This window comes from Streptomyces chromofuscus (genome assembly GCF_015160875.1).
Classification (GTDB): domain Bacteria; phylum Actinomycetota; class Actinomycetes; order Streptomycetales; family Streptomycetaceae; genus Streptomyces; species Streptomyces chromofuscus.
The window spans coordinates 7210381-7230939 of sequence record NZ_CP063374.1 but is presented as its reverse complement, the minus strand read 5'-3'; the positions used below and the strand labels follow the sequence as shown (position 1 = coordinate 7230939).

The following is a 20559-nucleotide window of genomic DNA, read 5'->3' as shown; positions in this document are numbered from 1 at the left end:
TAGCGGCGTTGCCGTGAGCGGGGTTCACAGTCGGCCACGGCTGACGCGGGGGCGTTGCGGTGAGCGGCGTTTTGTTGTCGCTCACCGCTGATGGTCAGGTGAGGGGTGGTCCCGGTTCCGGGTTGGGGACCGGTTCCGGGCCCGGGGGGATCGGGGACGGGTTGGGGTCCGGGGCCGGGTGGGGGCCCGGCGGCTGCGGGGCCGGGGGCGGCGGCGGGGTCGGCGCCGGGGGTGGTTCGGGGGGCGGCACCGGGTGCGGCTGAGGGCCCGGGGGCGGTGGCACCGGTGCGGGGGGCGGCTCGGTCATGGTGTCCTCCGGCCAGTCGGTGAGCGTCGGCTCTGGACTACTCCCCGCGTACCCGGCGCCCCGCGCCGCCAGTCACCCGCCGGAGTCACTCCGTGGCCCAGGTGGGCTCTCGCCGGTCTCCGCGCCGACCGCCCGCGCCCCCGCCGCCAGCCCCGGCCGGGGGCTGGACAGGATCGGAACGGTGGTCGACGTCAGCTGCTGGGCGGGCGTCATCGAGGCCTGGGCGAGGACGATCACGTCGGCGTCGGTGACCTCGTCGGCCACCGCGGCCACCCGGCGGGCGTACTCCCGGGCGTCCCCCGCCTCGAAGTGCGGCCAGGCGTCCTCGACGAGACGCGCGCGCACCTCGACGGGGCGGCCGGTGCGCGCGGCCTCCTCCTCCACGAGGGCGACCGTGGGGGCGAGGGTGCTCGCCACCGTGGCGAGGACGGCGACCCGTGGTCCGGCGGCCACCGCGGCGGCCGCCATCGGACGGTCGACGCGCAGCACCGGCACCCCGGCCCCGGCGGCGGCCGCCTCCGCGACGCCGCCGATGCTCGAACAGGTGCACAGCACGGCCCGGGCGCCGTCGGCGGCGGCGCGGTCCAGTACCTCCCGTACGTCCTCGGCGACCGCCTGCGGCCCCTCGTGACCGGCCCGGGTCAGCAGGTCCTCGTGGACGAGGTGCCGCAGTTCCAGCCCTGGATGGTGCGCCTCGCGCAGGGCGTCGAAGACCGGGACGTGCAGGGGTGAGGTGTGCAGCAGGGCGAGCACGCTCAGAACCGGCCGGGGTGTGCCGCCAGCCACTCCTGCGCCGCGTCCAGCAGCGCGGGGTCGGCGGCGGGCGCCTCGTCGGGGTGGCGTTCGGCCCACTTGGAGACGTACGGGCAGAGCGGGGCGACGGAAACACCCTCGTGTTCCGCGATGGCGTACAGCTCGCGCGCCAGGGAGCCCGCGATGCCCTTGCCCTCGTGGGCCGGCTCCACGATGGTGTGCACCGGCACCAGGGCGCGCTGCGGGCCGTCGAGCACGAAGTACTCGATGCGGCCGACGACTTCGCCACCGCCGACGGCCTCCAGGCGGCCCGCCGCCCGGTCGTCGCGGATCTCGGTCTCGCTCATGGGAACTCCTCGTCGGCGGTTCAGGCCCGCACGGCCTGCGGGCTGCGCATCTGGTCCGAGCCCGGCACGGGTGCACCCGGGTCGGTGCCCAGGTCCACGACCCGGTTGTCGCGGTCCACGTGCACGACGCGCGGCTTCAGCGCCCGCGCCTCGGCGTCGGTGACCTGAGCGTAACTGATGATGATCACAAGGTCCCCGGGGTGGACCAGATGGGCCGCGGCCCCGTTGATGCCGACGACGCCCGAGCCGCGCTCGCCCTCGATGACGTACGTCTCCAGCCGGGCGCCGTTGGTGATGTCCACGATGTGCACGAGCTCGCCGGGCAGCAGGTCGGCGGCGTCCAGCAGATCGGCGTCGATGGTCACCGATCCCACGTAGTGCAGGTCGGCCTGGGTGACGGTGGCGCGATGGATCTTGGACTTGATCAAAGTTCGCAGCACTTTGGACTCCTGAAAGACGGCTCCCTGCCTGCTTTGTGCAGGTCAAGGGCGGTATCACTCTACAACTGGCACGCGCCTGACTCGGAGATTGTGAGGAACATCGCTTGTCATTGGGGATAGGGCTCCCGGGCTGTGCTTCCGCGCCAACCAGTCTGTTGTGACGCCCCCGATCAGGTGCCTGTTCAGACAGCGTTTCAGGATGTTCGGGAACTGATGCCGACCAAACGCTGACTTACCTGACGTCGCGTCAGGTGCATGCGGGTCACAGGATGACTCGCCGCCCCGGCACGCCCTGCAGCCCGAAAGATTCGCGAGGAGCTCACACAGCCGACGTCAGGCGCACGGCGTTCACGTCATACCAGTAAATTTCCGGCATTTTCAGTTTCCGGGGAGGCACGTGGGGCCGTCGTCTGCCTGGAGGCCCTCCAGGTGTTCGACCGGACGGGACGCGCCTGCGCGTGGAGCCGGTCCTCCATACAGCGCTCAGTGGGAGCGGGATGCAGTGCTTGACCGTTACCGCAGCACGGTTTCGCCGTGAGTCCGCTGCGGGGAATCGCTCGGCTTCCCTGCACATCCGCCGTGCAGGGCAGCCACCCACCGTTGACGGCTCCGGGTTGGAACCTGCCGGCTACACCACATCCTCTCGTTGCAACGGCGGTAGAGGGGATGGACGCGATGACGACCTCTCAGGCGTTCTCGTCATGGATCCGCGCACTCAGATCCTCCGCCCACTCCAGCGCCCACGCCTTGAGTCCTTCGATCTGCCGGGAGGTGAGCCCGTACGCGGTGTAGTCCTCGTCCTCGTACCAGTCCGCGCCGATGAGCCGGTCCCGGAGGTCTTCGAGGCTGAACTCGTCGTGGGCGCGACGGCGGCCCAGGGATTCGAGGTCGGCGGTGGAGCGGTGGCGGGAAGCAGCCTGGACGTCGATGAGGTCGCGGACGGTGCCGCGGTCGGCGAGGGCACGGACCTTGGTGCCGATCACGTCGTCGAGGGAAAGCACGGGGCCGTAGGGGGTCTGGGCGGGCGGAGCCCAGAACGCCTCCTTGTGGACGTCGACCTCGCACTCCTCGCCGGTGTCCGGATCGGTGACGAGGAACCGGCCGCTGAGCGGATCGGTCTGGACGTGCGTGGTCCGCCATCCGCGCGCGCCGAGGCCTGCTGTGAGTGAGGCGACGATCTCCTGCATCGGAGCGGGGTTCTCGGTGGCGACGTCGAGGTCACGGCTGAAGCGTTCGACCAGGCCGTGGGCCTGCACGGCGTATCCGCCGGTGAGGACCAGAGGGTAAGGGGAGCCGAGGTCCAGGATGTCGGCGAGGAGATGCTCGTGGAGCGGAGTGAGCTTCACGCGGCGCTCGTGTCGGCCGGAGCGGTGCGGAGCAGCTCGGGGAAGGCGTCCTCCCAGACCTCGCGGATGTAGGGACTGATCAAGCGCCGCAGCACGGGCCACTGCTCGGTGAGCAGCCGGTGATGCAGGAGGGCCACCAGGTCCTCACTCAGTCCTTCGGCGAGGACGGTCCGGTAGAGCGTCATACGGGGCTTCGGACGGTCCAGGCTGTAGCTCGTCCGCCCTGACCAGACGATGTGGAGCGGCAGGTCCACGTTGCCCTCGACGGGGCCGGCCAGCTCCTGCAAGCGCTCGGGCAGACGGCTGCGGTAGCGGTCCCGCAGCACCTCGGCGCGGGGGGCGGTGATCGTCGAGTCCATGCATCCAGTATCGCTGCTGGGAAGCAGCGGCATGGCGGATACGGGGCTCCCCGGTCGTACGTACGGGTCGGGCGCCGCCCGCCCTTCCCTCGAACATCTCACCCAGTGGGCGCTTAGCGCATCACGGCCTATCCGTGCAGCCCCAGATGGCAGGGTCTGTTGCGTGATTACCTTCTGTCCGGATCTATCCGGTGAGGCCGAGGGCGGTCAGGGGCCTGCGGTAGTCGCGGGCTGTGTGGCGTAGTGCGGCGGCGATGTTGGTGTGGCCGTTCTGGCGGTGGACGCCGATGGCGAGGTTGCGCAGGCCGGCCATGACGCGTGGGAGCCGGAAGGCGGGTCAGTAGAGGACCGGAGGTCTCCACGGTGGCCACGGCGTAGTCGCCGATCAGGCGGGCGCAGGCCACGGGATGCAGCGGGTAGTTCGCCCAGGGCACCCGAAGCGGGTCGCGGGCCGTACTGTCGAGACTGATCACGTGGATGTTGTGGTCCTCGCGGCCGGCCGCGATCCCTGCCCGTTGCAAGGCGGTGTCGACGCTCTGCCGAAGGCGCTCGTTGAACTCCTTCGAGGACAGTCCTTCCTGGGTGCATCCGTACTGGTCGATGACGAACAGGGCCCGGCTGCCAGGAATGTCGGTGGCGTATACCCCCTCGTTTGCGGCCCGCTCGAGGGCCTCGCGCAGCACGTTCAGGTGCGTGCGTAGCGGCAGGTTCAGGTCGTAGAGGAGCTCGGAGGCGTTGTCCCCCGGTAGCGGGCCGCCGTCCAGCACCGCCGCGCGGGCCTGGTTGATCCGCCGTAGCTGAGCGCTCTTGGTGTTGTTCGGGTTGGTCTTGATCTCTTCCGTGCGGGGCGGGTGTACGCCGTCCCAGACCGTGATGTCGCCGATGCGCAGGCAGTTGGTCAGGTCGTGCAGGAGCGCGAAAGCACCGTCCTCCTTGAAGGCCCTCTCGACACGTTCGCGTTCCGCCTGCAGCCCTGCCTTGCCGTGCATCAGGCCGGGCGAATGGTTGCGGCACAGAGCGAGGATGAACGGGCGGTGGAAGCCGAAGACGCGCCAGGCCAGGGCATCACCCACCGAGCGCAGCTGGCGGGCCAGCCGGTCGCACACGTCCTGCTCGAACTGCCAGGTCGCCGCGTCGGCGAGATCACGGCCCGACTGGGGCTCCGGTGCCTCCGGGTGCGGCCCCTTTCCGCTGCGTATCCGTTTGGCGGCACGTTTGAACCCGGCGCGGTCCTTCTCCACCTCCAGCAGGCGGTCGAGCAGGTCCCGCTGGAACTCGACCCCGGCCTCCACCGTGTCGCATTCGCGGAGCTGCTGAATGAGCTGAGCCAAGACCGGCTGCATCGCCTGATGGCGAGGGTGCACCATCATGTCGTCGGGATCGTAGGCGTCGGCGTCGAACAGGCTCATCCCGCCAGTGTGACGATCACGACGGATCCCTACTGCCGTTTTCCGCACCGCCGAAGCCATGTTCGAACCCCTTGAGCACGGGATCGAGTTCGGCCGCCGCACCACATAGAGAACACAGCCGGGTCCCGGGATGCTCTGCCGCGTCCAGCGCCTTGTCCAGGGCCAGCACCCGCGCCCCGGCGGGTGCTTCCTTGCAGTCGACGGCATGGATGATGCCGCGGCCGCGCTCCAGCTTCTGCAGCACCCAGCCCGACGGCCGGCGCGGCCCGAGGATCTCGCGCTCCGTCGGCGGCGGGGGCAGCCGGGTGGTCGGGACGTCGTCGTAGGAGACGCCGGGCACGGGCTTCACGTGGTCGGGGGCCTTGACCCACACCACGTACCAGGACGGCTCCACCCGGCCGTCAGGCGTGTTCTGCCAGGCCGGGACGGCAACCTTGTACAGCCAGGCGCCCGGGACTTGCTGGCGTTCCTGGAGGCGGCCGGTGACCTCCTGGCCGTCGGGGAGGACAACCGTAATCGGCGGCGGGTCAGGCTCGGGTGGCGTGTCCGCCACAGCTACGCCGCCTCCTGGCCCTCGCCGTCCTCACGTTCGAGGGCGTGCTTGAGCTGGGACCGGGCATCGAGCCGTTCGGGCCCGGGGACCTCGCTCCAGAAGGCGTGCGTGAGGATCGCCCCGGTGAGGTCGCGTTCCCTCTCCCGCAGCACGGCGACCTCCTGCTGCTCCTGCTCCGACCAGCCCGGCGACTCCGGGTAGGCGCGGGAGGTGGCGAGCCAGTAGCCCTCGGGACGCTGCCAGGCCTCCATCGGTTCGACGGAGTACGGCAGCTGCTTGTACAGGGCGGTGAGGTCGGCCCGCACCTGGTTGAGTTCCTGCTGTGCTGCGATGAGGTCGCCGGGTTCTCTGGGGTTTTGGCGACAGTGGTGTGACATGGCACCTCTTGTCGTCGTGTGTGGTATTGCGACGGTTCTCGGGGGGTGTAGCTCTGCAGTGGATCGTTGTGATCGACACGCAGAGTGACGGGAACGAATGTACGGAACATTTCTTGTCTTGATGCCGTCGGGGGCCCGGTACTGGACCGTGGTGGACGACGGGCTGGAGGTCGTCGAGGAGGCGGACCGCTTCCTGAGGGAGGTGCGTCTGGCCCGGGGCCGGGCAGAGACGACGACGAAGGCGTACGCCGAGGCGGTGACCTTGTTCCTGCGCTGGTGCGCGGCTACAGGGCGGGACTGGTCGACAGCGGCCCGGGATATGGGGCTGTTCACCCCCTGGGCGACCCAACCCTACGAATGGCTCGATCAACCCCGATCAAGAACGTAGAGCACGACTGACCAAGTTCTGCGCACGCACGACCAAGTCCGCGCCCGTACCGGCGTCTAATCTCCTGCCGTGCGGCGCACCGCCACCGGCGAACAGGCGGCGCGCTTCACGGCACGCGTGACCTGCGCCTGTCCGCTCACCCACGCATCGAAGAGAGAAACGCATGAAGAAGCGTTCCGCGAGCATCCTGTCGGTCGGTGCCTTGCTTGCCGGCCTGCTGGGCGGCGCGATTGCTACCGCATCGTCTGCCGCAGCTGTTGCAAACTACGAATGCAACACCTCCAAGCAGAACCCCAGGGGGAGCTACTACATCCTGATGCCGCACCAGAACTATGCTCCTGCCGACCCCTACTGGTGCTACCTCAAGTACGGTAGTCAAAACAGCGGGGTGAGTGCACTTCAGTTCTCGCTGAACAAGTGCTACGGGGCGGGACTGGCCGTAGACGGTATATATGGCAACGCAACCAGGGCTGCAGTAGTTTCCCTTCAGCAGCGTCTTGGCATCGGCGTGGACGGCGAATACGGACCGCAAACCCGCGACGCGATGAATTGGTCGTACCGGACCAGCAGCGGTGCACACGCCTTCTGTGCCAAGAGCTGACGCGCATCGAGGCAGCTCAAGCGGCAGTTCCGCTCAGCCCTTCAGTTGTAGTTCGGTGATCAGCTTCGCCGGGTAGTTCCCGGTCATGGCCAGATTGGTTCGGCGACGTCACACAAGTCGTCCGGCGAGACGCCCAGTTGGAGGACACCTCCTCGCGCACTTCACACCGCAAGGCTGACCTGCGACTACCCCACCACAACGGAGGACCCCGGTGATGCCGCCGAGGTCCTCCCTCTATTCAAGATCAAGCTTATCGATACTGGCCGTTCCGTTTGTGCCACCGAGGCCCAAGAGTCAACGACGCCATCGGTTCTCACCGGTGGGTCGACCGGACGTCTTGCGACAACTTCGCGGTGTGATCACGGCCGTGTCCGACCCGCCCGCGTACGCCCGGGGGCCGGATATGGCTCGGCGGGTGAGCGCCACCGTCAGGACACGTCCGCCGTCCGGGCGCCCCGGCCGGACCCGCGCGTCGACGACCCGGGATGGTGGTGGTCCCGCCAGTCCCGCGGCGAGATGCCGTACGCCCGTTTGAACGCCTTGCTGAAGTAGGCCGGGTCCGGGAAACCCCAGCTCCGCGCTATTCCCGCGATGGTCCGCAGGCGCCCGCCCGGTCCGGCCAGCTCCCGTCTGCACTCCGCCAGCCGGTGGGAGCGGATCCAGTCGCCGAGACTGATCCCCGACTGGGCGAGCACCGTGTAGAGATGCCGCACCGAGATGCCGTGCGCGGCGGCGATCCGCGCGGCTGACAGGGTCGGGTCTGCGAGGTGCTTCCGGACGTACTGGGTGATCCGCAGCCCGAGAGACGCCTCCAGCGCCGCACGATTGACCCGGGACGTGCCCAGCTGGGACGTCACGGCGGCCCGCAGCAGCTCGATGCTGGGCTGGACGATCGCCTCGGCGTACACCCCGCCGCGCGTGTCCTCGCTGACGGCCAGTTCGGCGAAGTACCGGAAGGCCAGGCGCGCGACGGGGTTGTCAGAGCCGAGCGGGATCGCGGCGATGTCGCGCAGCGCCCGGTCGGGGAGCGCGAGCACCGCCCGGGGGATGCGCAGGAAGTGGTGATCGAGGGCCCGGCCAAAATGCAAGGTGTAGGGCGCAATCGACTCGTACACCGTGAGGTTTTCCGGCCGCAGCAGGGACTGGCGGCCGTGCTGTTCCACCAGGCTGGTCCCCGACATCTGCAGACCGACGAAGACCGCCGGCTCCTCGTCCTCCCTGGCCAGCCGACTCGTCCGGCGCACGGTGACCGCCGTCGACTTCGCCGAGCAGATCCGGATCGGCCCGACAGCGTCCAGCCCCATCCGCACGGAGATGTCGCTGGCCGGACGGTGGTGGTCGACATCGACCCGTACGAAGGATTCCCACAGTGCCGAGCGGATGGTCTCCTCCCGGTCCTGCTGCGGTATGAGGGACGTGTCCAGGACCGAGTTCATGAGACGGTCCCTCGTCTGCACAGGCCTGATCGCACGATGATCCGTCCCCCCACACCTCACTCCATGACACGGGGGGGTTCCAGACAACCTGGCCGACAGGGCTGTCCCACCGCGCACGGCGAAAGTACCCCGGCCCCCGCAGCCGAGCGGTGACATTATGCCATGTCTGTGTCAGCCAGCCCGCGTCCTCGTTTCGTACCGCTGCACGTTGAGCACTGCCGACGGGAGGTCCCGCCCGAATCCGACTGACACCAGGACCGGCAGCAGCCAGCAGCGCCATCTCAACTCCTGCTGGTGGTACTGCTGTTGCTGCTGCAGCACCCCAACGACCCCGCTGCGGTAGGCAGCACAACCCCAATAACGAAACGGCCCGCGGCCGGTGAGGACACACCGGCGGGGGCCTAATACTCCAGCCGGACTTCTGTATTTCTCCTGGTCAACGGTCTGGCGGTGGGGAGTGTAGCGGGGGTGTGGCATCCGCGGGGCGGTCATGGACGGGCTGTCCCACCATCGTGTGCCCGCGCCGCATGTAATGACAGCGTGACGAGCAGTCCGTTGTCGTGATCCACGACGTACCGACGAACGCCTGGGACCTGGAACTCGAAGAACTCTTCCTGCAGACCGGAGCCCGCTTCTCCCGCGTGGAGGCCCGGCGGCGGATGCGGGACTACGTCCGCGGACTGCTCGGTCCGGTCGGCCGAAAGAGCAGCTGGCAGCTCGCTGAGTACGCCGGCCATGCCACCCCACACGGCCTGCAGCACCTGCTCTCCCACAGCCGGTGGGACGCCGACGGCTTGCGAGACGACCTGCAGGCCTACGTGGCCGGACAACTCGGCCACGCAGAAGGCGTGTTGATTATCGACGACACCGGCTTCATCAAGAAGGGCACCACCTCCGCCGGGGTGCAACGCCAATACTCCGGCACCGCCGGCCGAACAGTGAACTGCCAGATCGGTGTCTTTGCCGCCTACGCCACCACCCGCGGACACTCCCTGGTCGACCGCGAGCTCTACCTGCCCAAGTCCTGGACAGACGACCCAGAACGCTGCCAAGCCGCCCGCATCCCCGACGAGCGCACCTTCGCCACCAAAGGCGACCTCGCCCGCGACATCATCCGTCGCGCCCTCGCCTCCCCACTCCCCATCGCCTGGGTCACCGCGGATTCCGCCTACGGACAGGACTCGCACTTCCGGCGCTTCCTGGAAGACTGCGGTCTCTCCTACGTCGTCGCCGTGCCAAAGTCCCAGCCAGTCCACGGCCCGCGCATCGACCATCTCCTGGCCCAGGCCCCGCCCGAGGCATGGCAGCGTCTGTCGGCGGGGCCGGGAGCCAAGGGCGAACGGTTCTACGACTGGGCCGCCGCCCGCCTGCCCGCAGTGGGGGAGTTCGACGGCGACGAGCCGACCCGGCAGCGGTGGATGCTGGCCCGCCGCAGCATCAGCAAGCCCGACGAGATCGCCTACTACCTCGCCTGCGCTCCGCTGGAGGCCACCGTCGCCGACCTGGTCCGCGTCGCCGGCTGCCGCTGGAAGATCGAGGAGTGCTTCCAGAGCGCGAAGAACGAGTGCGGCCTGGACCAGTACGAGGTCCGTCGCTACGTGGGCTGGTACCGGCACATCACGCTCGCCATGCTCGCCCACGCGTTCCTCGCGGTGATGGCCGTGCAGCAGCGCGAAAAAGGGGTGACAAGGCCGACACACCCGACCTCGTGGACCTCACACCAGCCGAAATCCGTCGTCTGCTGGCAACTGAACCCCGCCGCCGTCCTGCACGCCGCGACCATGCGGTGAACTGGTCCCAATGGCGACGCCGCCACCAAGCGCGGGCCCGGCGCTGTCATTACATGCGGCGCGGGCACACGATGGTGGGACAGCCCGTCCATGACCGCCCCGCGGATGCCACACCCCCGCTACACTCCCCACCGCCAGACCGTTGACCAGGAGAAATACAGAAGTCCGGCTGGAGTACTAGGGCGGCCCGAATACGCGCATGAGGCGGACCGGATCGGCGGTCGGGTCTGTACGGTCTTCGGTGTAACTCCCGATCATGGAAGTAGCACCTGATGAGCGACGTGACTGTCTCTGTTGAGGCGGTTGAAGAGGTCCGGCCGGCCGAGTCGCCGGCGGACCTGCTGGATGACCAGTTGATCGGGCAGCTGGTCGACCGGGCCCGCGCGAGCGGCCTGCAGCTGACCGGCGACGGCGGGCTGCTGCAGCAATTGACCAAGCGCGTGCTGGAGTCCGCCCTGGAAGGCGAGATCACCGACCACCTCGGCTACGAGAAGCACGACCCGGCCGGTGCCGGCAGCGGCAACAGCCGCAACGGGGCCCGGTCCAAGACCGTTCTGACCGACGTGGGACCGGTGGAGATCACGGTGCCGCGTGACCGCGACGGCAGCTTCGAGCCGCAGATCGTCAAGAAACGGCAGAGGCGGCTGACCGGCGTCGACGAGATGGTCCTGTCGCTGTCCGCGCGTGGTCTGACGCACGGAGACATCTCCGCCCACCTGGCCGAGGTCTATGGCGCGAGCGTGTCCAAGCAGACCATCTCGACCATCACCGACAAGGTCATGGACGGGATGGCCGAATGGCAGAACCGGCCGCTGGACCCGGTCTATCCAGTGATCTTCATCGACTGCGTGCACGTCAAGGTGCGCGATGGGCAGGTGGCGAACCGGCCCATCTACGTCGCACTCGCCGTCACGGTGGACGGCACGCGCGACATTCTCGGCCTGTGGGCCGGCGACGGCGGCGAAGGCGCCAAATACTGGCTCCAGGTCCTGACCGAGATCAAGAACCGCGGTGTCGAGGACGTGTGCATGGTCGTCTGTGACGGGCTCAAGGGCCTGCCCGACTCGATCTCGGCGGTCTGGCCCCAGGCGGTGACCCAGACCTGTGTCGTCCACTTGATCCGGGCGTCGTTCCGCTACGCGGGCCGCCAGGACTGGGACAAGATCTCCCGCGCGCTCAAGCCGGTCTACACGGCTCCCACTGCGAGCGCGGCGGAAGACCGGTTCCTGGAGTTCCAGGAGGAGTGGGGCGCCAAGTACCCGGCGATCGTGCGCCTTTGGGAGAACGCCTGGGCAGAGTTCGTGCCCTTCCTCCAGTTCGACACCGAGATCCGCCGCGTCGTCTGCACCACCAACGCCATCGAGTCGGTCAACGCTCGCATACGAAAAGCCGTCCGGGCCCGCGGGCACTTCCCGAACGAGGCTGCAGCCCTCAAATGCGTCTACATGGCCATCATGAGCCTCGACCCCACCGGCCAGGGACGCAAACGCTGGACCATGCGTTGGAAGCCCGCCCTGCAGGCATTCGACATCGCCTTCGACGGCCGACTCTCCGTCGGCCGCCGATAACTCACATCACCCGAGTTACACCGTTGGCTGGACAGACCCGCCACTGAGCTGCAAAAACACCCAAACGCTAGATCTTGGACTTGAACATGGTTCGCAACATCGGGGCACTCCCACAAGTAGGCTCCCTGCCTGCGTTTTTGCAGGTCAAGGGCTGTTTCCACGCCCTACTACGAGTCGTATGTCCGGGCAGTTCTCCCTAAGCTTTCAGGACTCATGCTGACCGAATGCCAACTTTTTCTGACGATGCATCAGGCATCGGGAGGGGCACTCGGGGTCGCCCTCACGCCACCGGGGTGCCCCTCACGACGGGACTCACGGAGACGGTTGTAGCGCGTGTTCGCACCAGATGCTCTTGCCGTGGGGGGTATGACGGGTGCCCCAGCCCTGCATGAGCTGGGCGACCGGCAACAGACCTCGTCCGCCCTCGTCGAAGAGCCGGGCGCGGCGCAGGTGCGGTGCGGTGCTGGAGCAGTCGGAAACCTCGCAGATCAGGGTGCGGTCTCGGATGAGGCGGAGCTGTATCGGCGGGGCACCGTACCGGATGGCGTTGGTGACCAGCTCACTCACGACGAGTTCCAGAACGAATTCCAGCGGCGTGAGATCCCACTCCGCGAGCCGCTGGGCAGTCCATTTGCGGGCCTGCTCGACCATGGCGAAGTCAGGGGGGACATCCAGCGTGGCGACCTGGTCGGGAGAGAAGGCGCGGGTGCGGGCGATCAGCAGCGCGACGTCATCGGTGGCGCCCTTGTCGAGGAGGGCTCGCAGGACGGCGTCACATGTGGCTTCCAGCGAGTCCGCAGGCTGCTCGAGAGCGCGGCACAGCGTCGTCATGCCATCGTCGCTGTCATGGCCGCGGGATTCGACCAGACCGTCACTGAACAGAGCCAGGACACTGCCGGGGGGCAGTTCCAGTTCCTCGGCCACGAAAGGGAGTCCGCCGAGGCCGAGCAGCGGTCCGACGGGCCCGGACACGGGAGTCGCGGCACTCCCGGGGGTGACCAGGACAGGCAGGGGGTGGCCGGCGGTCGCCAGCCCGCAGTGGCGCGTCACGGGGTCGTAGACGGCGTACAGACAGGTTGCTCCCAGATCACCGACGGACGTCTGGTCGTCCGGGAAGGCACCCTCCTCGCTGTCGTACAGGTGGATGACAAGATCGTCGAGGTGGGTGAGCAGCTCATCGGGGGGCAGATCGACGGCGGCGAGGGTGCGCACCGCGGTGCGCAGCCGGCCCATGGCCGCGGCTGCCCGGACGCCATGGCCGACCACGTCTCCGACGACCAGGGCGACCCGGCCGCCGGACAGCGGGATCACGTCGAACCAGTCACCTCCCACTCCGGTGCGGGAATCGGCGGGCAGATAGCGGGTGGCCACTTGGACCGCCGCCTGTCCGGCCAGATGCCGTGGCAGCAGACTGCGCTGCAATGTCAGCGCGGTGGTCCGTTCCCGCAGATAGAGGCGAGCGTTGTCGAGGGCGACGGCGGCCTTGGCGGCCAGGTCCTCGGCGAGGATGAGGTCGTCGGCGGTGAACGGCTCCGGATGGGACCGGCGGGAGAACTGGGCAACGCCGAGCAGGGTGCCCCGGGCCCGCAGCGGGACCGTGATGCGGGAGTGCAGCCCCTCCTGCCGGATCGAGTCGTCGATGACGGGCAGGCCGGGCGGCCAGTGCGCCGGATCAGCCGCAAGTCCGGGGCCGGAGGCGTACCGGTGCACGGGGCGAGGCTCGGAGAGAAGCTGCACCTGCGGCTTGCCGGTGGCCAGGCAGAGGGCCACCGGCGATTCCGGGGCATAAGCGTGAAACGGCGGCGGCTGAGTGCCGGAACCGCGCGGAACCGGCGTGGCGACCTCCTCTGTGCTCCGCTGCGCGGCACGGCCCAGCGTCACCTTTCCGGAGAACGGGCCCGGAGAGCGTTCCTCGCCCAGGAGGACCTCGGAGAACAGGTCCACGGCAGCCATGTCGGCGAATCCGGGTACCAGCGCCCTCACCAGCTCCCGGGCCGTGCCCTCCACATCCAGGGTGCCCCCGATGGCGTTGCCGGCCTCATTGAGGAGCATCAGTCGCCTGCGGGCCTCGTACTCGGCGCTGATGTCGACGCCCCAGTGGGCGATCGCGCACATCCGGCCGTTGTCGTCCCTGACCGGCCAGAACGAAATGGACCACGGGCGTACGTGATCTTCGTCGCGGACCTGACCGAAGGTGACGAGTCTCGACGGTTCGCCGGTCCGCCGCACCTCACGCAGCCGGGCAGTCATGCTCTCGATCATGGATCGTGGCAGAGGGGCGTCATCCAGCGGATGACCACGCAGTTCATCCTGTTGTTCGAGATGGCCCGACTCGGCTGTGACGATGTTGGTCCACCGGCTCAGCAGGTCGAGGTCCCAGATCACGCAAGTGAACGGGGCCTGGTCGACCGTGCGCCTGATGATCTCCTCGTCAGAACTGCTCTGACACGACACGGGAGGCGCGACCAGGAGGAAGCCCAGGCAACGGCTGTCACCGTCCACGCAGGGATGAGGAATCAGTTCGGCGTCCAGAGCCGCACCGAGCCGTGTCCGCGCCGTCACGATGTGACCGGGACGGCCGAAACCGTCGCAGGAGGGAACCTCCACGGCCAGAAGCTCGGTGGCCGACTGCCCGACTGCCTCGGCCGGTGTCCACCCGAACAATGCCTGAGCGCCCTCGCTCCAACCGTTCACCATCCCTTTGGGATCGATGACGACTGTGGCGGATCTCACGTTTGCCACGGCGTCATACTACCCTCACCTATGCCACAGAGTCCGGCGACGCCTCCTGAGGGCTCACCGCACGAACACCCCCGAGGGTGGCCCGCGAAGCGCTCGGCCGTCCTTCACGATCCGCGACGGGACCGCCGCGGGCGCCCTATCACCTGCCCATTGGGGACCGCAGCCTCGACCACTACGAGGTGAGCCCCGGGCGGTTCCGGCCGCCCGCATCCGCTCCGCTCGATCATGTGACTCGTCCCACCGCGCGGTGGGGTGGTCACGCGCTTTCACCCCACCGTGCCGGCGAGGTGAACGGCGGGTGCGCCGAAGGCGGAGCGGCTGCGCCGAGCGGCGGCGATGCGCTCGTGCACACCGAGATCGGCACCATGGGGCAGCCGAGGGCCGTCCCCAGCAACGCGCGGAGAACGCCGCACCAGCCCCTGTTCAGCCGGTCGAACACAGCCACTTGCACCAGCCCTCCGATGTATGCGCACCGTGTGCACTCGACCGGGAAACCAGAAGAAGGGGCACCAAGCGAGCGACCTCTTCGCTGGTGCACATTCGCTGAATCGTCTTCTGACGACGTTCGGCAATCCCGTCCCGCGATCGGCAACGCCAACCCTCGCAGGTGGAGACCAATGCCCGGGAGCTCCAGACGGCACATAACGGTTCTTGTTTGATTCCGTTATTTAGAGATGGATCCTGTTGACTTAACACGCAGTTAACAGTCAGGGTATGCGCACCCCGCTGCTCCGGGACACATGGCGGAGCGGCACGCACAGAGGAGACGCCATGTCACTGCGGACCCATCGCCCCGCGTTTCGCCGGGCCTTGGTGGCCCTTGTCGCACTCCCCCTGCTCGCCACCGCGGCGTGCGGCGGCTCCGGCACCGAGGACGGCGCCTCGGGCGAGCAGGCCACGTGCGAGAAGAGCGACGGCAAGGTCAAGCTCACGTACTGGTCCTGGATCCCCGGCGTCGACAAGGCCGTGGCCGAGTGGAACCGCCAGAACCCCGACATCCAGGTGACCGTCAAGTCCACCCCCACGGGCAACACGGGCACCTACCAGAACATGTCGAACGCCCTGAAGGCGGGCAATGCCCCCGATCTCGGACAGATCGAGTACGACTCGCTGGCGAGCTTCCGCCTCCAGGAGGGCCTGACCGACATCGCCTCGTGCGCGGGCGTCAAGGAGGCCCAGGGCGACTTCGTCGACTGGACCTGGTCGCAGGTGACCTTCGGCGCCGACGGCAAGGACGGCGTCTGGGCGGTGCCGCAGGACACCGGCCCGATGGCCCTCTTCTACCGCAAGGACCTCTTCGAGAAGCACGGCATAGCCGTGCCGAAGACCTGGGACGAGTACTACGAGGCGGCCAAGAAGCTGAAGAAGGCCGACCCCAAGGCGTACATGACGCACTTCTCGCAGACGGACCCGAACTGGTTCAGCGGTCTGCTGTGGCAGAAGGGCGCGAACATGTTCGCCCAGGAGGGCGACGCGTGGAAGGTCGACGTCGACAGCCCGGCCGCCGGCGAGGTGGCGGACTACTGGCAGAAGATGATCGACGAGAAGCTGGTCGCGACCGACCTGCAGGGCTTCTCCCCGGCGCTCCACAAGGCGTGGAACAACGGCGAGGTGGCGACCTGGGTCAGCGCCGCCTGGGGCTACAGCACCATCCGTGACAACGCCAAGGCGACCGCCGGCAAGTGGGCCGTGGCGCCGATGCCACAGTGGTCCGCGGGCGAGAACAAGGCCGGCAACTGGGGCGGCTCGACCACGGCGGTCATGGGCAAGAGCAAGCATCCCTACGAGGCGGCGCAGTTCGCGCTGTGGCTGAACACCGACCCGAAGGCGCTCGAGATCCTCAACCGTGAGGGCGGCCTCTACCCCGCGGCCACCGCCGGGCTCGAACTGGCGGCGCTGAAGAAGCCGGTCGACTTCTACGACGGCCAGACGGTCTTCGACGTCTTCGCGGACGCCTCGAAGAACGTCACCACGGACTGGACGTTCGGCCCGACCATGACCGACACCTACCGCTTCATGGGCGACGGCATCGCCGGAGCACTGGGCGGCCAGGGCACGCTCGAGGACGCGCTGAGGACGGCCGACGCCAAGACGGTCGACTCCCTGGAGAAGCAGTCCCTCGAGGTCGCCAAGTAGGTGGCAGCGGGCCGGGGCCGCGGGCGATCCGCGGCCCCGGCCTCGCCAGCCGGGTCCCGCTCGCGGCCCGTTCCCCCTCGCCAGCACAGCCCAGCCCAGGAAGAGACCACGACATGACCGCCGACCCCATAGCGGCCACAGCATCGCCGCCGGCGCAGACCGCCCCCGCCCCCGTCCCTGCCCGCCGCAGACGGAACTGGGCGCCCGTCTTCTTTCTCCTGCCGTTCTTCGTGCCGTTCGTCCTGTTCACCCTGGTGCCCGTCGGCTACGCCTTCTACCAGAGCCTGCTCAAGACCGAGCGGACCGGCGGCACCTTCGGCCGCAAGACCACCGTGTTCGCCGGCCTCGACCAGTACAAGGAGGTGCTCGGCGACGCCGAGTTCCTCGGCAGCGTCGGACGGGTGCTGGTCTTCGGGCTGGTGCAGATCCCGGTGATGCTGCTGCTGGCACTGGTGCTCGCACTGCTGCTGGACTCGACGGTGGCCCGGCTCAAGCGCTTCTTCCGGATCGCCTACTTCGTGCCGTACGGCATCCCCGGTGTGATCGCCGCGCTCATGTGGGCCTTCCTGTACGACCCGCGGCTGTCGCCCATCGTGGACCTGCTCGACAAGGCCGGCTCCGCGCCGGACTTCCTCGGCTCGTCGATGATGCTGTGGTCCATCGGCAACGTCGTGACCTGGACGTACACCGGGTACAACATGCTGATCATCTACGCCGCCCTGCAGGCCGTCCCGTCCGACATCTACGAGGCGGCCCGGATGGACGGCGCGAGCGAGGCGACGATCGCCTGGCGGATCAAGGTGCCGATCCTGCGTCCCGCCCTCATCCTGACGGGCGTCTTCTCCATCATCGGGACGCTGCAGCTGTTCACCGAACCGCAGGTGCTGCGCTCCATCTCCACCAGCGTGACCAGCACCTACACACCCAACCTGGCCGCCTACTCGCTCGCTTCGGCGAACAACTACAGCGAGGCCGCGGCCATGTCGGTGACGCTGGCGCTGGCCACGTTCGTCCTGTCGTTCGGATTCCTCAAGCTCACGGGGCGAAAGGCCGAGTCATGAGCCTCCTCACCGACACCGCGGGCGCCCACGCGCCCCGTCAGACCTCCAAGACCGCACCCCGCGGCCCCCGGGACAGCCGCCTCTCGGTGATCGCGGCCACCGGCTTCCTGGTCGTCATCGCCGTCTACATGCTGCTGCCGGTGTTCTGGCTGATCGTCGCGGCGACCAAGAGCCAGGGCGACCTCGTCGACTCGTTCGGGCTGTGGTTCTCCGACTTCCAGCTGTTCGACAACCTGCGGGCGCTGTTCGCCAAGCAGGACGGGGTGTACCTTCCCTGGCTCCTCAACAGCCTCCTCTACGCGGGGGCCGGCGCGGCCGTCGGCACCTTGCTGTCCGCCATGGCCGGCTACGCCCTGGCCAAGTACCGCTTCCGGGGACGGGAGTTCCTGTTCTCCGTGGTGCTCGGCGGTGTCCTGGTGCCCGCCACGGCGCTGGCGCTGCCGTTGTTCCTGCTGTTCGCCGAGGTGGACGCCACCAACACGTTCTGGTCGGTCTTCCTGCCCAGCATCGTCAGCCCGTTCGGCGTCTACCTCTCGCGCATCTTCGCGGCGGCGTCGGTGCCCGACGAGCTGCTGGAGGCGGCCCGGATCGACGGGGCGGGCGAGCTGCGGACGTTCTTCACGATGTCGCTGCGGCTGATGTCGCCCGCGATGGTCACGATCTTCCTGTTCCAGTTCGTGGTCATCTGGAACAACTTCCTGCTGCCGCTGGTGATGCTCCAGGACGACCGCCTCTACCCGGTCACCCTCGGGCTGTTCACCTGGCAGTCCCAGGTCAGCCGCGATCCCTCGCTGCAGATCCTGAGCCTCACGGGCTCGCTGGTGTCGGTGGTGCCGATCGTCATCACCTTCCTGGTGCTCCAGCGGTACTGGAAGGCGGGCCTCGCGGCGGGAGCGGTGAAGTCGTGACCGACGCGCTCAAGCAGCTGTCCGACCGGCTCGGCGGCATCGCCTACGGCGGTGACTACAACCCGGAGCAGTGGCCGCGCGAGGTGTGGGACGAGGACGTCCGCCTCATGCGGGAGGCCGGCGTCAACCTCGTCACCGTGGGTGTCTTCTCCTGGGCGTTCCTCGAACCGCGCCCCGGGCAGTACGAGTTCGAGCTGCTCGACGAGGTCCTGGACCTGCTGCACGCGAACGGCATCGCCGCCGACCTGGCGACGGCCACGGCGTCCCCGCCGCCGTGGTTCTCGCTGCGGCACCCCGAGGCGCTGCCGGTGACCGCCGACGGCGTCCGGCTCACCCACGGCTCGCGGCAGACGTTCTGTCCGAGCAGTCCCGCCTACGCCGAGGCGGCCGGCCGGCTCGCCGAACGGCTCGTGGAGCGGTACCGCGACCACCCCGCGCTCGCGCTGTGGCACCTGCACAACGAGTGGGGCAACCACAACGCGCACTGCTACTGCGACAGCAGCGCCAAGGCGTTCCGGGACTGGCTGCGGGAGCGGTACGGGGACCTCGACGGCCTCAACCAGGCCTGGGGGACGGCCTTCTGGAGCCAGCGCTACGGCGACTGGGCGGAGGTCATGCCGCCGCGCGCCACCGCGGCCGTACCCAATCCGACGCAGCAGCTGGACTTCTGGCGGTTCTCCTCGGACGCGCTGCTGAGGCTGCACCGGCGCGAGGCGGAGATCGTGCGCCGCCTCTCCCCCGGCATCCCGCTGACCACCAATCTCCTGGTCACGCTGGAGAAGAAGGTGGACGGATTCTCCTTCGCCGGGGAGTGCGACTTCGTCTCCGTGGACCAGTACCTCACGGCCGCGGACCCCGAAGCGCACGTCGGGCTGTCACTCGACGCCGACCTCGCGCGCGGCATGGGCGGCGGCGCCCCGTGGCTGCTGATGGAGCACTCCACCTCGGCGGTGAACTGGCAGCCGCGCAACGTGGCGAAGACGCCGGGACAGATGCGGCGCAACAGTCTCGCGCACGTGGCGCGCGGCGCGGACGGCGTCCTGTACTTCCAGTGGCGCCAGTCACGGGCCGGCGCCGAGAAGTGGCATTCGGCGATGCTCCCGCACGGCGGCACCGGCACCAAGACCTGGCGCGAGGTCACCGCTCTCGGGCACGACCTGAAAGCGCTCGCCGAGGTGCGCGGCAGCCGGGTCGAGTCGGACGTTGCGCTGCTGTTCGACTGGAACGCCTGGTGGGCGCTGGAGATGGACGCCACTCCCTCGCGTGACGTGCGCTACCTCGACCTGGTGCGCGCCTGGTACGAGGCACTGTGGTCACTGGGCATCACGTGTGACCTCGTGCATCCGTCGAGCGACCTGAGCGGCCACCGGCTGGTGCTGGTGCCCAGCCTCAGCCTGACGTCGGACGCGGACGCGTCGTCGCTCGACGCCTTCGTCCGGGAGGGCGGGCACGCGGCCGTCGGCTTCTTCAGCGGTGTGGTCGACGAGAACGACCACGTGCGGCTCGGCGGCCACCCCGGGGCGTACCGGGACATGCTCGGCGTCCACGTCGACGAGTTCTTCCCCCTGCGCGAGGCGGAGACCGTGCGGCTCTCGGACGGCTCGGAGGCCACCGTCTGGACCGAGCTCGTCGAGCCGCGCGGTGCCGAGACGATCGTGTCCTTCGACTCGGACCCCTCGTACGGCGGCCCGGTGGCGGGACACCCCGCGGTCACCCGCAACGCCCACGGCGCCGGCGTGTCCTGGTACGTGGCGACGCGACCGGACGCGGACGCCCTGCGCGGGCTGCTGGCCCGGGTCTGCCGGGATGCCGGTGTCACGGCTCCGGCCGAGGTCCCGGCCGGGGTGGAGGCGGTTCGCAGGCGCGGGCCGGACGGCACCTACCTCTTCCTGATCAACCACACCTCTGGTGACGTGCCCGTCGCGGCGAGGGGCGTCGACCTCCTGACCGGCACCGTCGCGGACGGCAGGACCGTCGTCCGCGCGGGCGACGTCGTGGTGGTCCGGGAAGACGGCACGCCGTCGTCGGACCGGTGACG

General features: G+C 68.8%; 18 protein-coding genes. 8 read left to right on the top strand and 10 right to left on the bottom strand.

Annotation, left to right across the window (positions count from 1 at the left end; all coding sequences use genetic code 11):
• Positions 1-379: 379 nt before the first annotated feature.
• The 8 genes from IPT68_RS32415 to IPT68_RS32380 form a co-directional block, all read right to left on the bottom strand.
• Positions 380-1060 carry an aspartate/glutamate racemase family protein gene (locus tag IPT68_RS32415; RefSeq protein ID WP_189700157.1) on the bottom strand — a complete coding sequence of 227 codons (681 nt, stop codon included), beginning with the start codon at positions 1058-1060 and terminating at the stop codon, positions 380-382.
• A 2-nt stretch (positions 1061-1062) separates the two neighbouring features.
• Positions 1063-1407, bottom strand: a complete 345-nt coding sequence (locus tag IPT68_RS32410) for a GNAT family N-acetyltransferase (protein WP_189700158.1) — start codon at positions 1405-1407, stop codon at positions 1063-1065.
• Between the two features lie 20 nt (positions 1408-1427).
• Positions 1428-1847, bottom strand: a complete 420-nt coding sequence (panD, locus tag IPT68_RS32405) for an aspartate 1-decarboxylase (RefSeq protein WP_189700159.1) — start codon at positions 1845-1847, stop codon at positions 1428-1430.
• Between the two features lie 686 nt (positions 1848-2533).
• A complete protein-coding gene (locus IPT68_RS32400) occupies positions 2534-3193 on the bottom strand; it encodes a nucleotidyl transferase AbiEii/AbiGii toxin family protein (RefSeq protein ID WP_189700160.1) in 660 nt (219 codons plus the stop codon).
• Positions 3190-3552 (bottom strand): hypothetical protein, encoded by a 363-nt coding sequence (locus IPT68_RS32395; protein ID WP_189700161.1) that lies wholly within the window; start codon positions 3550-3552, stop codon positions 3190-3192. Before IPT68_RS32395 ends, IPT68_RS32400 begins: the two co-directional genes overlap by 4 nt.
• Positions 3553-3719: 167 nt before the next feature.
• A complete protein-coding gene (locus IPT68_RS35140; RefSeq protein WP_189700162.1) occupies positions 3720-4961 on the bottom strand; it encodes a hypothetical protein in 1242 nt (413 codons plus the stop codon).
• Between the two features lie 16 nt (positions 4962-4977).
• On the bottom strand, positions 4978-5514 hold the full coding sequence (locus IPT68_RS32385) for a DUF6233 domain-containing protein (protein WP_189700163.1): 537 nt from the start codon (positions 5512-5514) through the stop codon (positions 4978-4980).
• Between the two features lie 2 nt (positions 5515-5516).
• Positions 5517-5891 (bottom strand): nucleic acid-binding protein, encoded by a 375-nt coding sequence (locus tag IPT68_RS32380; RefSeq protein ID WP_189700164.1) that lies wholly within the window; start codon positions 5889-5891, stop codon positions 5517-5519.
• A gap of 121 nt (positions 5892-6012) precedes the next feature.
• On the opposite strand from IPT68_RS32380, the gene IPT68_RS32375 reads away from it, so the two are divergent.
• A complete protein-coding gene (locus IPT68_RS32375; RefSeq protein ID WP_189700165.1) occupies positions 6013-6279 on the top strand; it encodes a site-specific integrase in 267 nt (88 codons plus the stop codon).
• A 163-nt stretch (positions 6280-6442) separates the two neighbouring features.
• Positions 6443-6880, top strand: a complete 438-nt coding sequence (locus IPT68_RS32370) for a peptidoglycan-binding domain-containing protein (RefSeq protein WP_189700166.1) — start codon at positions 6443-6445, stop codon at positions 6878-6880.
• 428 nt (positions 6881-7308) lie between these two features.
• On the opposite strand, the gene IPT68_RS32365 is transcribed toward IPT68_RS32370, so the two are convergent.
• The gene (locus IPT68_RS32365; protein WP_189700167.1) at positions 7309-8316 is read right to left on the bottom strand and encodes a helix-turn-helix domain-containing protein; all 1008 of its coding nucleotides are present in this window, start codon (positions 8314-8316) and stop codon (positions 7309-7311) included.
• 560 nt (positions 8317-8876) lie between these two features.
• On the opposite strand from IPT68_RS32365, the gene IPT68_RS32360 reads away from it, so the two are divergent.
• Both IPT68_RS32360 and IPT68_RS32355 read left to right on the top strand, forming a co-directional pair.
• Positions 8877-10106 carry an IS701 family transposase gene (locus IPT68_RS32360; protein ID WP_407699456.1) on the top strand — a complete coding sequence of 410 codons (1230 nt, stop codon included), beginning with the start codon at positions 8877-8879 and terminating at the stop codon, positions 10104-10106.
• Between the two features lie 281 nt (positions 10107-10387).
• Positions 10388-11674 (top strand): IS256 family transposase, encoded by a 1287-nt coding sequence (locus IPT68_RS32355; protein ID WP_373300785.1) that lies wholly within the window; start codon positions 10388-10390, stop codon positions 11672-11674.
• 312 nt (positions 11675-11986) lie between these two features.
• On the opposite strand, the gene IPT68_RS32350 is transcribed toward IPT68_RS32355, so the two are convergent.
• Entirely contained in the window at positions 11987-14371 is a 2385-nt protein-coding gene (locus IPT68_RS32350) for an ATP-binding SpoIIE family protein phosphatase (protein WP_229818480.1), read from the bottom strand.
• 816 nt (positions 14372-15187) lie between these two features.
• Here IPT68_RS32350 and IPT68_RS32345 point away from each other — a divergent pair.
• The 4 genes from IPT68_RS32345 to IPT68_RS32330 all read left to right on the top strand — a co-directional run bounded on the left by IPT68_RS32345 (position 15188) and on the right by IPT68_RS32330 (position 20557).
• Complete coding sequence (locus IPT68_RS32345) at positions 15188-16552, top strand: ABC transporter substrate-binding protein (RefSeq protein ID WP_189700996.1); 1365 nt, start codon at positions 15188-15190, stop codon at positions 16550-16552.
• A gap of 113 nt (positions 16553-16665) precedes the next feature.
• Positions 16666-17613 (top strand): carbohydrate ABC transporter permease, encoded by a 948-nt coding sequence (locus IPT68_RS32340; RefSeq protein WP_189700997.1) that lies wholly within the window; start codon positions 16666-16668, stop codon positions 17611-17613.
• Entirely contained in the window at positions 17610-18521 is a 912-nt protein-coding gene (locus IPT68_RS32335) for a carbohydrate ABC transporter permease (RefSeq protein ID WP_189700998.1), read from the top strand. Before IPT68_RS32340 ends, IPT68_RS32335 begins: the two co-directional genes overlap by 4 nt.
• A complete protein-coding gene (locus IPT68_RS32330; RefSeq protein WP_189700999.1) occupies positions 18518-20557 on the top strand; it encodes a beta-galactosidase in 2040 nt (679 codons plus the stop codon). The genes IPT68_RS32335 and IPT68_RS32330 overlap by 4 nt, the downstream gene beginning before the upstream one ends.
• Positions 20558-20559: the final 2 nt, after the last annotated feature.

Excerpts from the sequence above, each read along its gene's own strand:
- IPT68_RS32410 (WP_189700158.1), bottom strand. The coding sequence starts at position 1,407 with ATGAGCGAGACCGAGATCCGCGACGACCGGGCGGCGGGCCGCCTGGAG.
- IPT68_RS32395 (WP_189700161.1), bottom strand. The coding sequence starts at position 3,552 with ATGGACTCGACGATCACCGCCCCCCGCGCCGAGGTGCTGCGGGACCGC.
- IPT68_RS35140 (WP_189700162.1), bottom strand. The coding sequence starts at position 4,961 with ATGAGCCTGTTCGACGCCGACGCCTACGATCCCGACGACATGATGGTG.
- IPT68_RS32380 (WP_189700164.1), bottom strand. The coding sequence starts at position 5,891 with ATGTCACACCACTGTCGCCAAAACCCCAGAGAACCCGGCGACCTCATC.
- IPT68_RS32375 (WP_189700165.1), top strand. The coding sequence starts at position 6,013 with ATGCCGTCGGGGGCCCGGTACTGGACCGTGGTGGACGACGGGCTGGAG.
- IPT68_RS32370 (WP_189700166.1), top strand. The coding sequence starts at position 6,443 with ATGAAGAAGCGTTCCGCGAGCATCCTGTCGGTCGGTGCCTTGCTTGCC.
- IPT68_RS32365 (WP_189700167.1), bottom strand. The coding sequence starts at position 8,316 with ATGAACTCGGTCCTGGACACGTCCCTCATACCGCAGCAGGACCGGGAG.
- IPT68_RS32350 (WP_229818480.1), bottom strand. The coding sequence starts at position 14,371 with ATGGTGAACGGTTGGAGCGAGGGCGCTCAGGCATTGTTCGGGTGGACA.
- IPT68_RS32345 (WP_189700996.1), top strand. The coding sequence starts at position 15,188 with ATGTCACTGCGGACCCATCGCCCCGCGTTTCGCCGGGCCTTGGTGGCC.
- IPT68_RS32340 (WP_189700997.1), top strand. The coding sequence starts at position 16,666 with ATGACCGCCGACCCCATAGCGGCCACAGCATCGCCGCCGGCGCAGACC.
- IPT68_RS32335 (WP_189700998.1), top strand. The coding sequence starts at position 17,610 with ATGAGCCTCCTCACCGACACCGCGGGCGCCCACGCGCCCCGTCAGACC.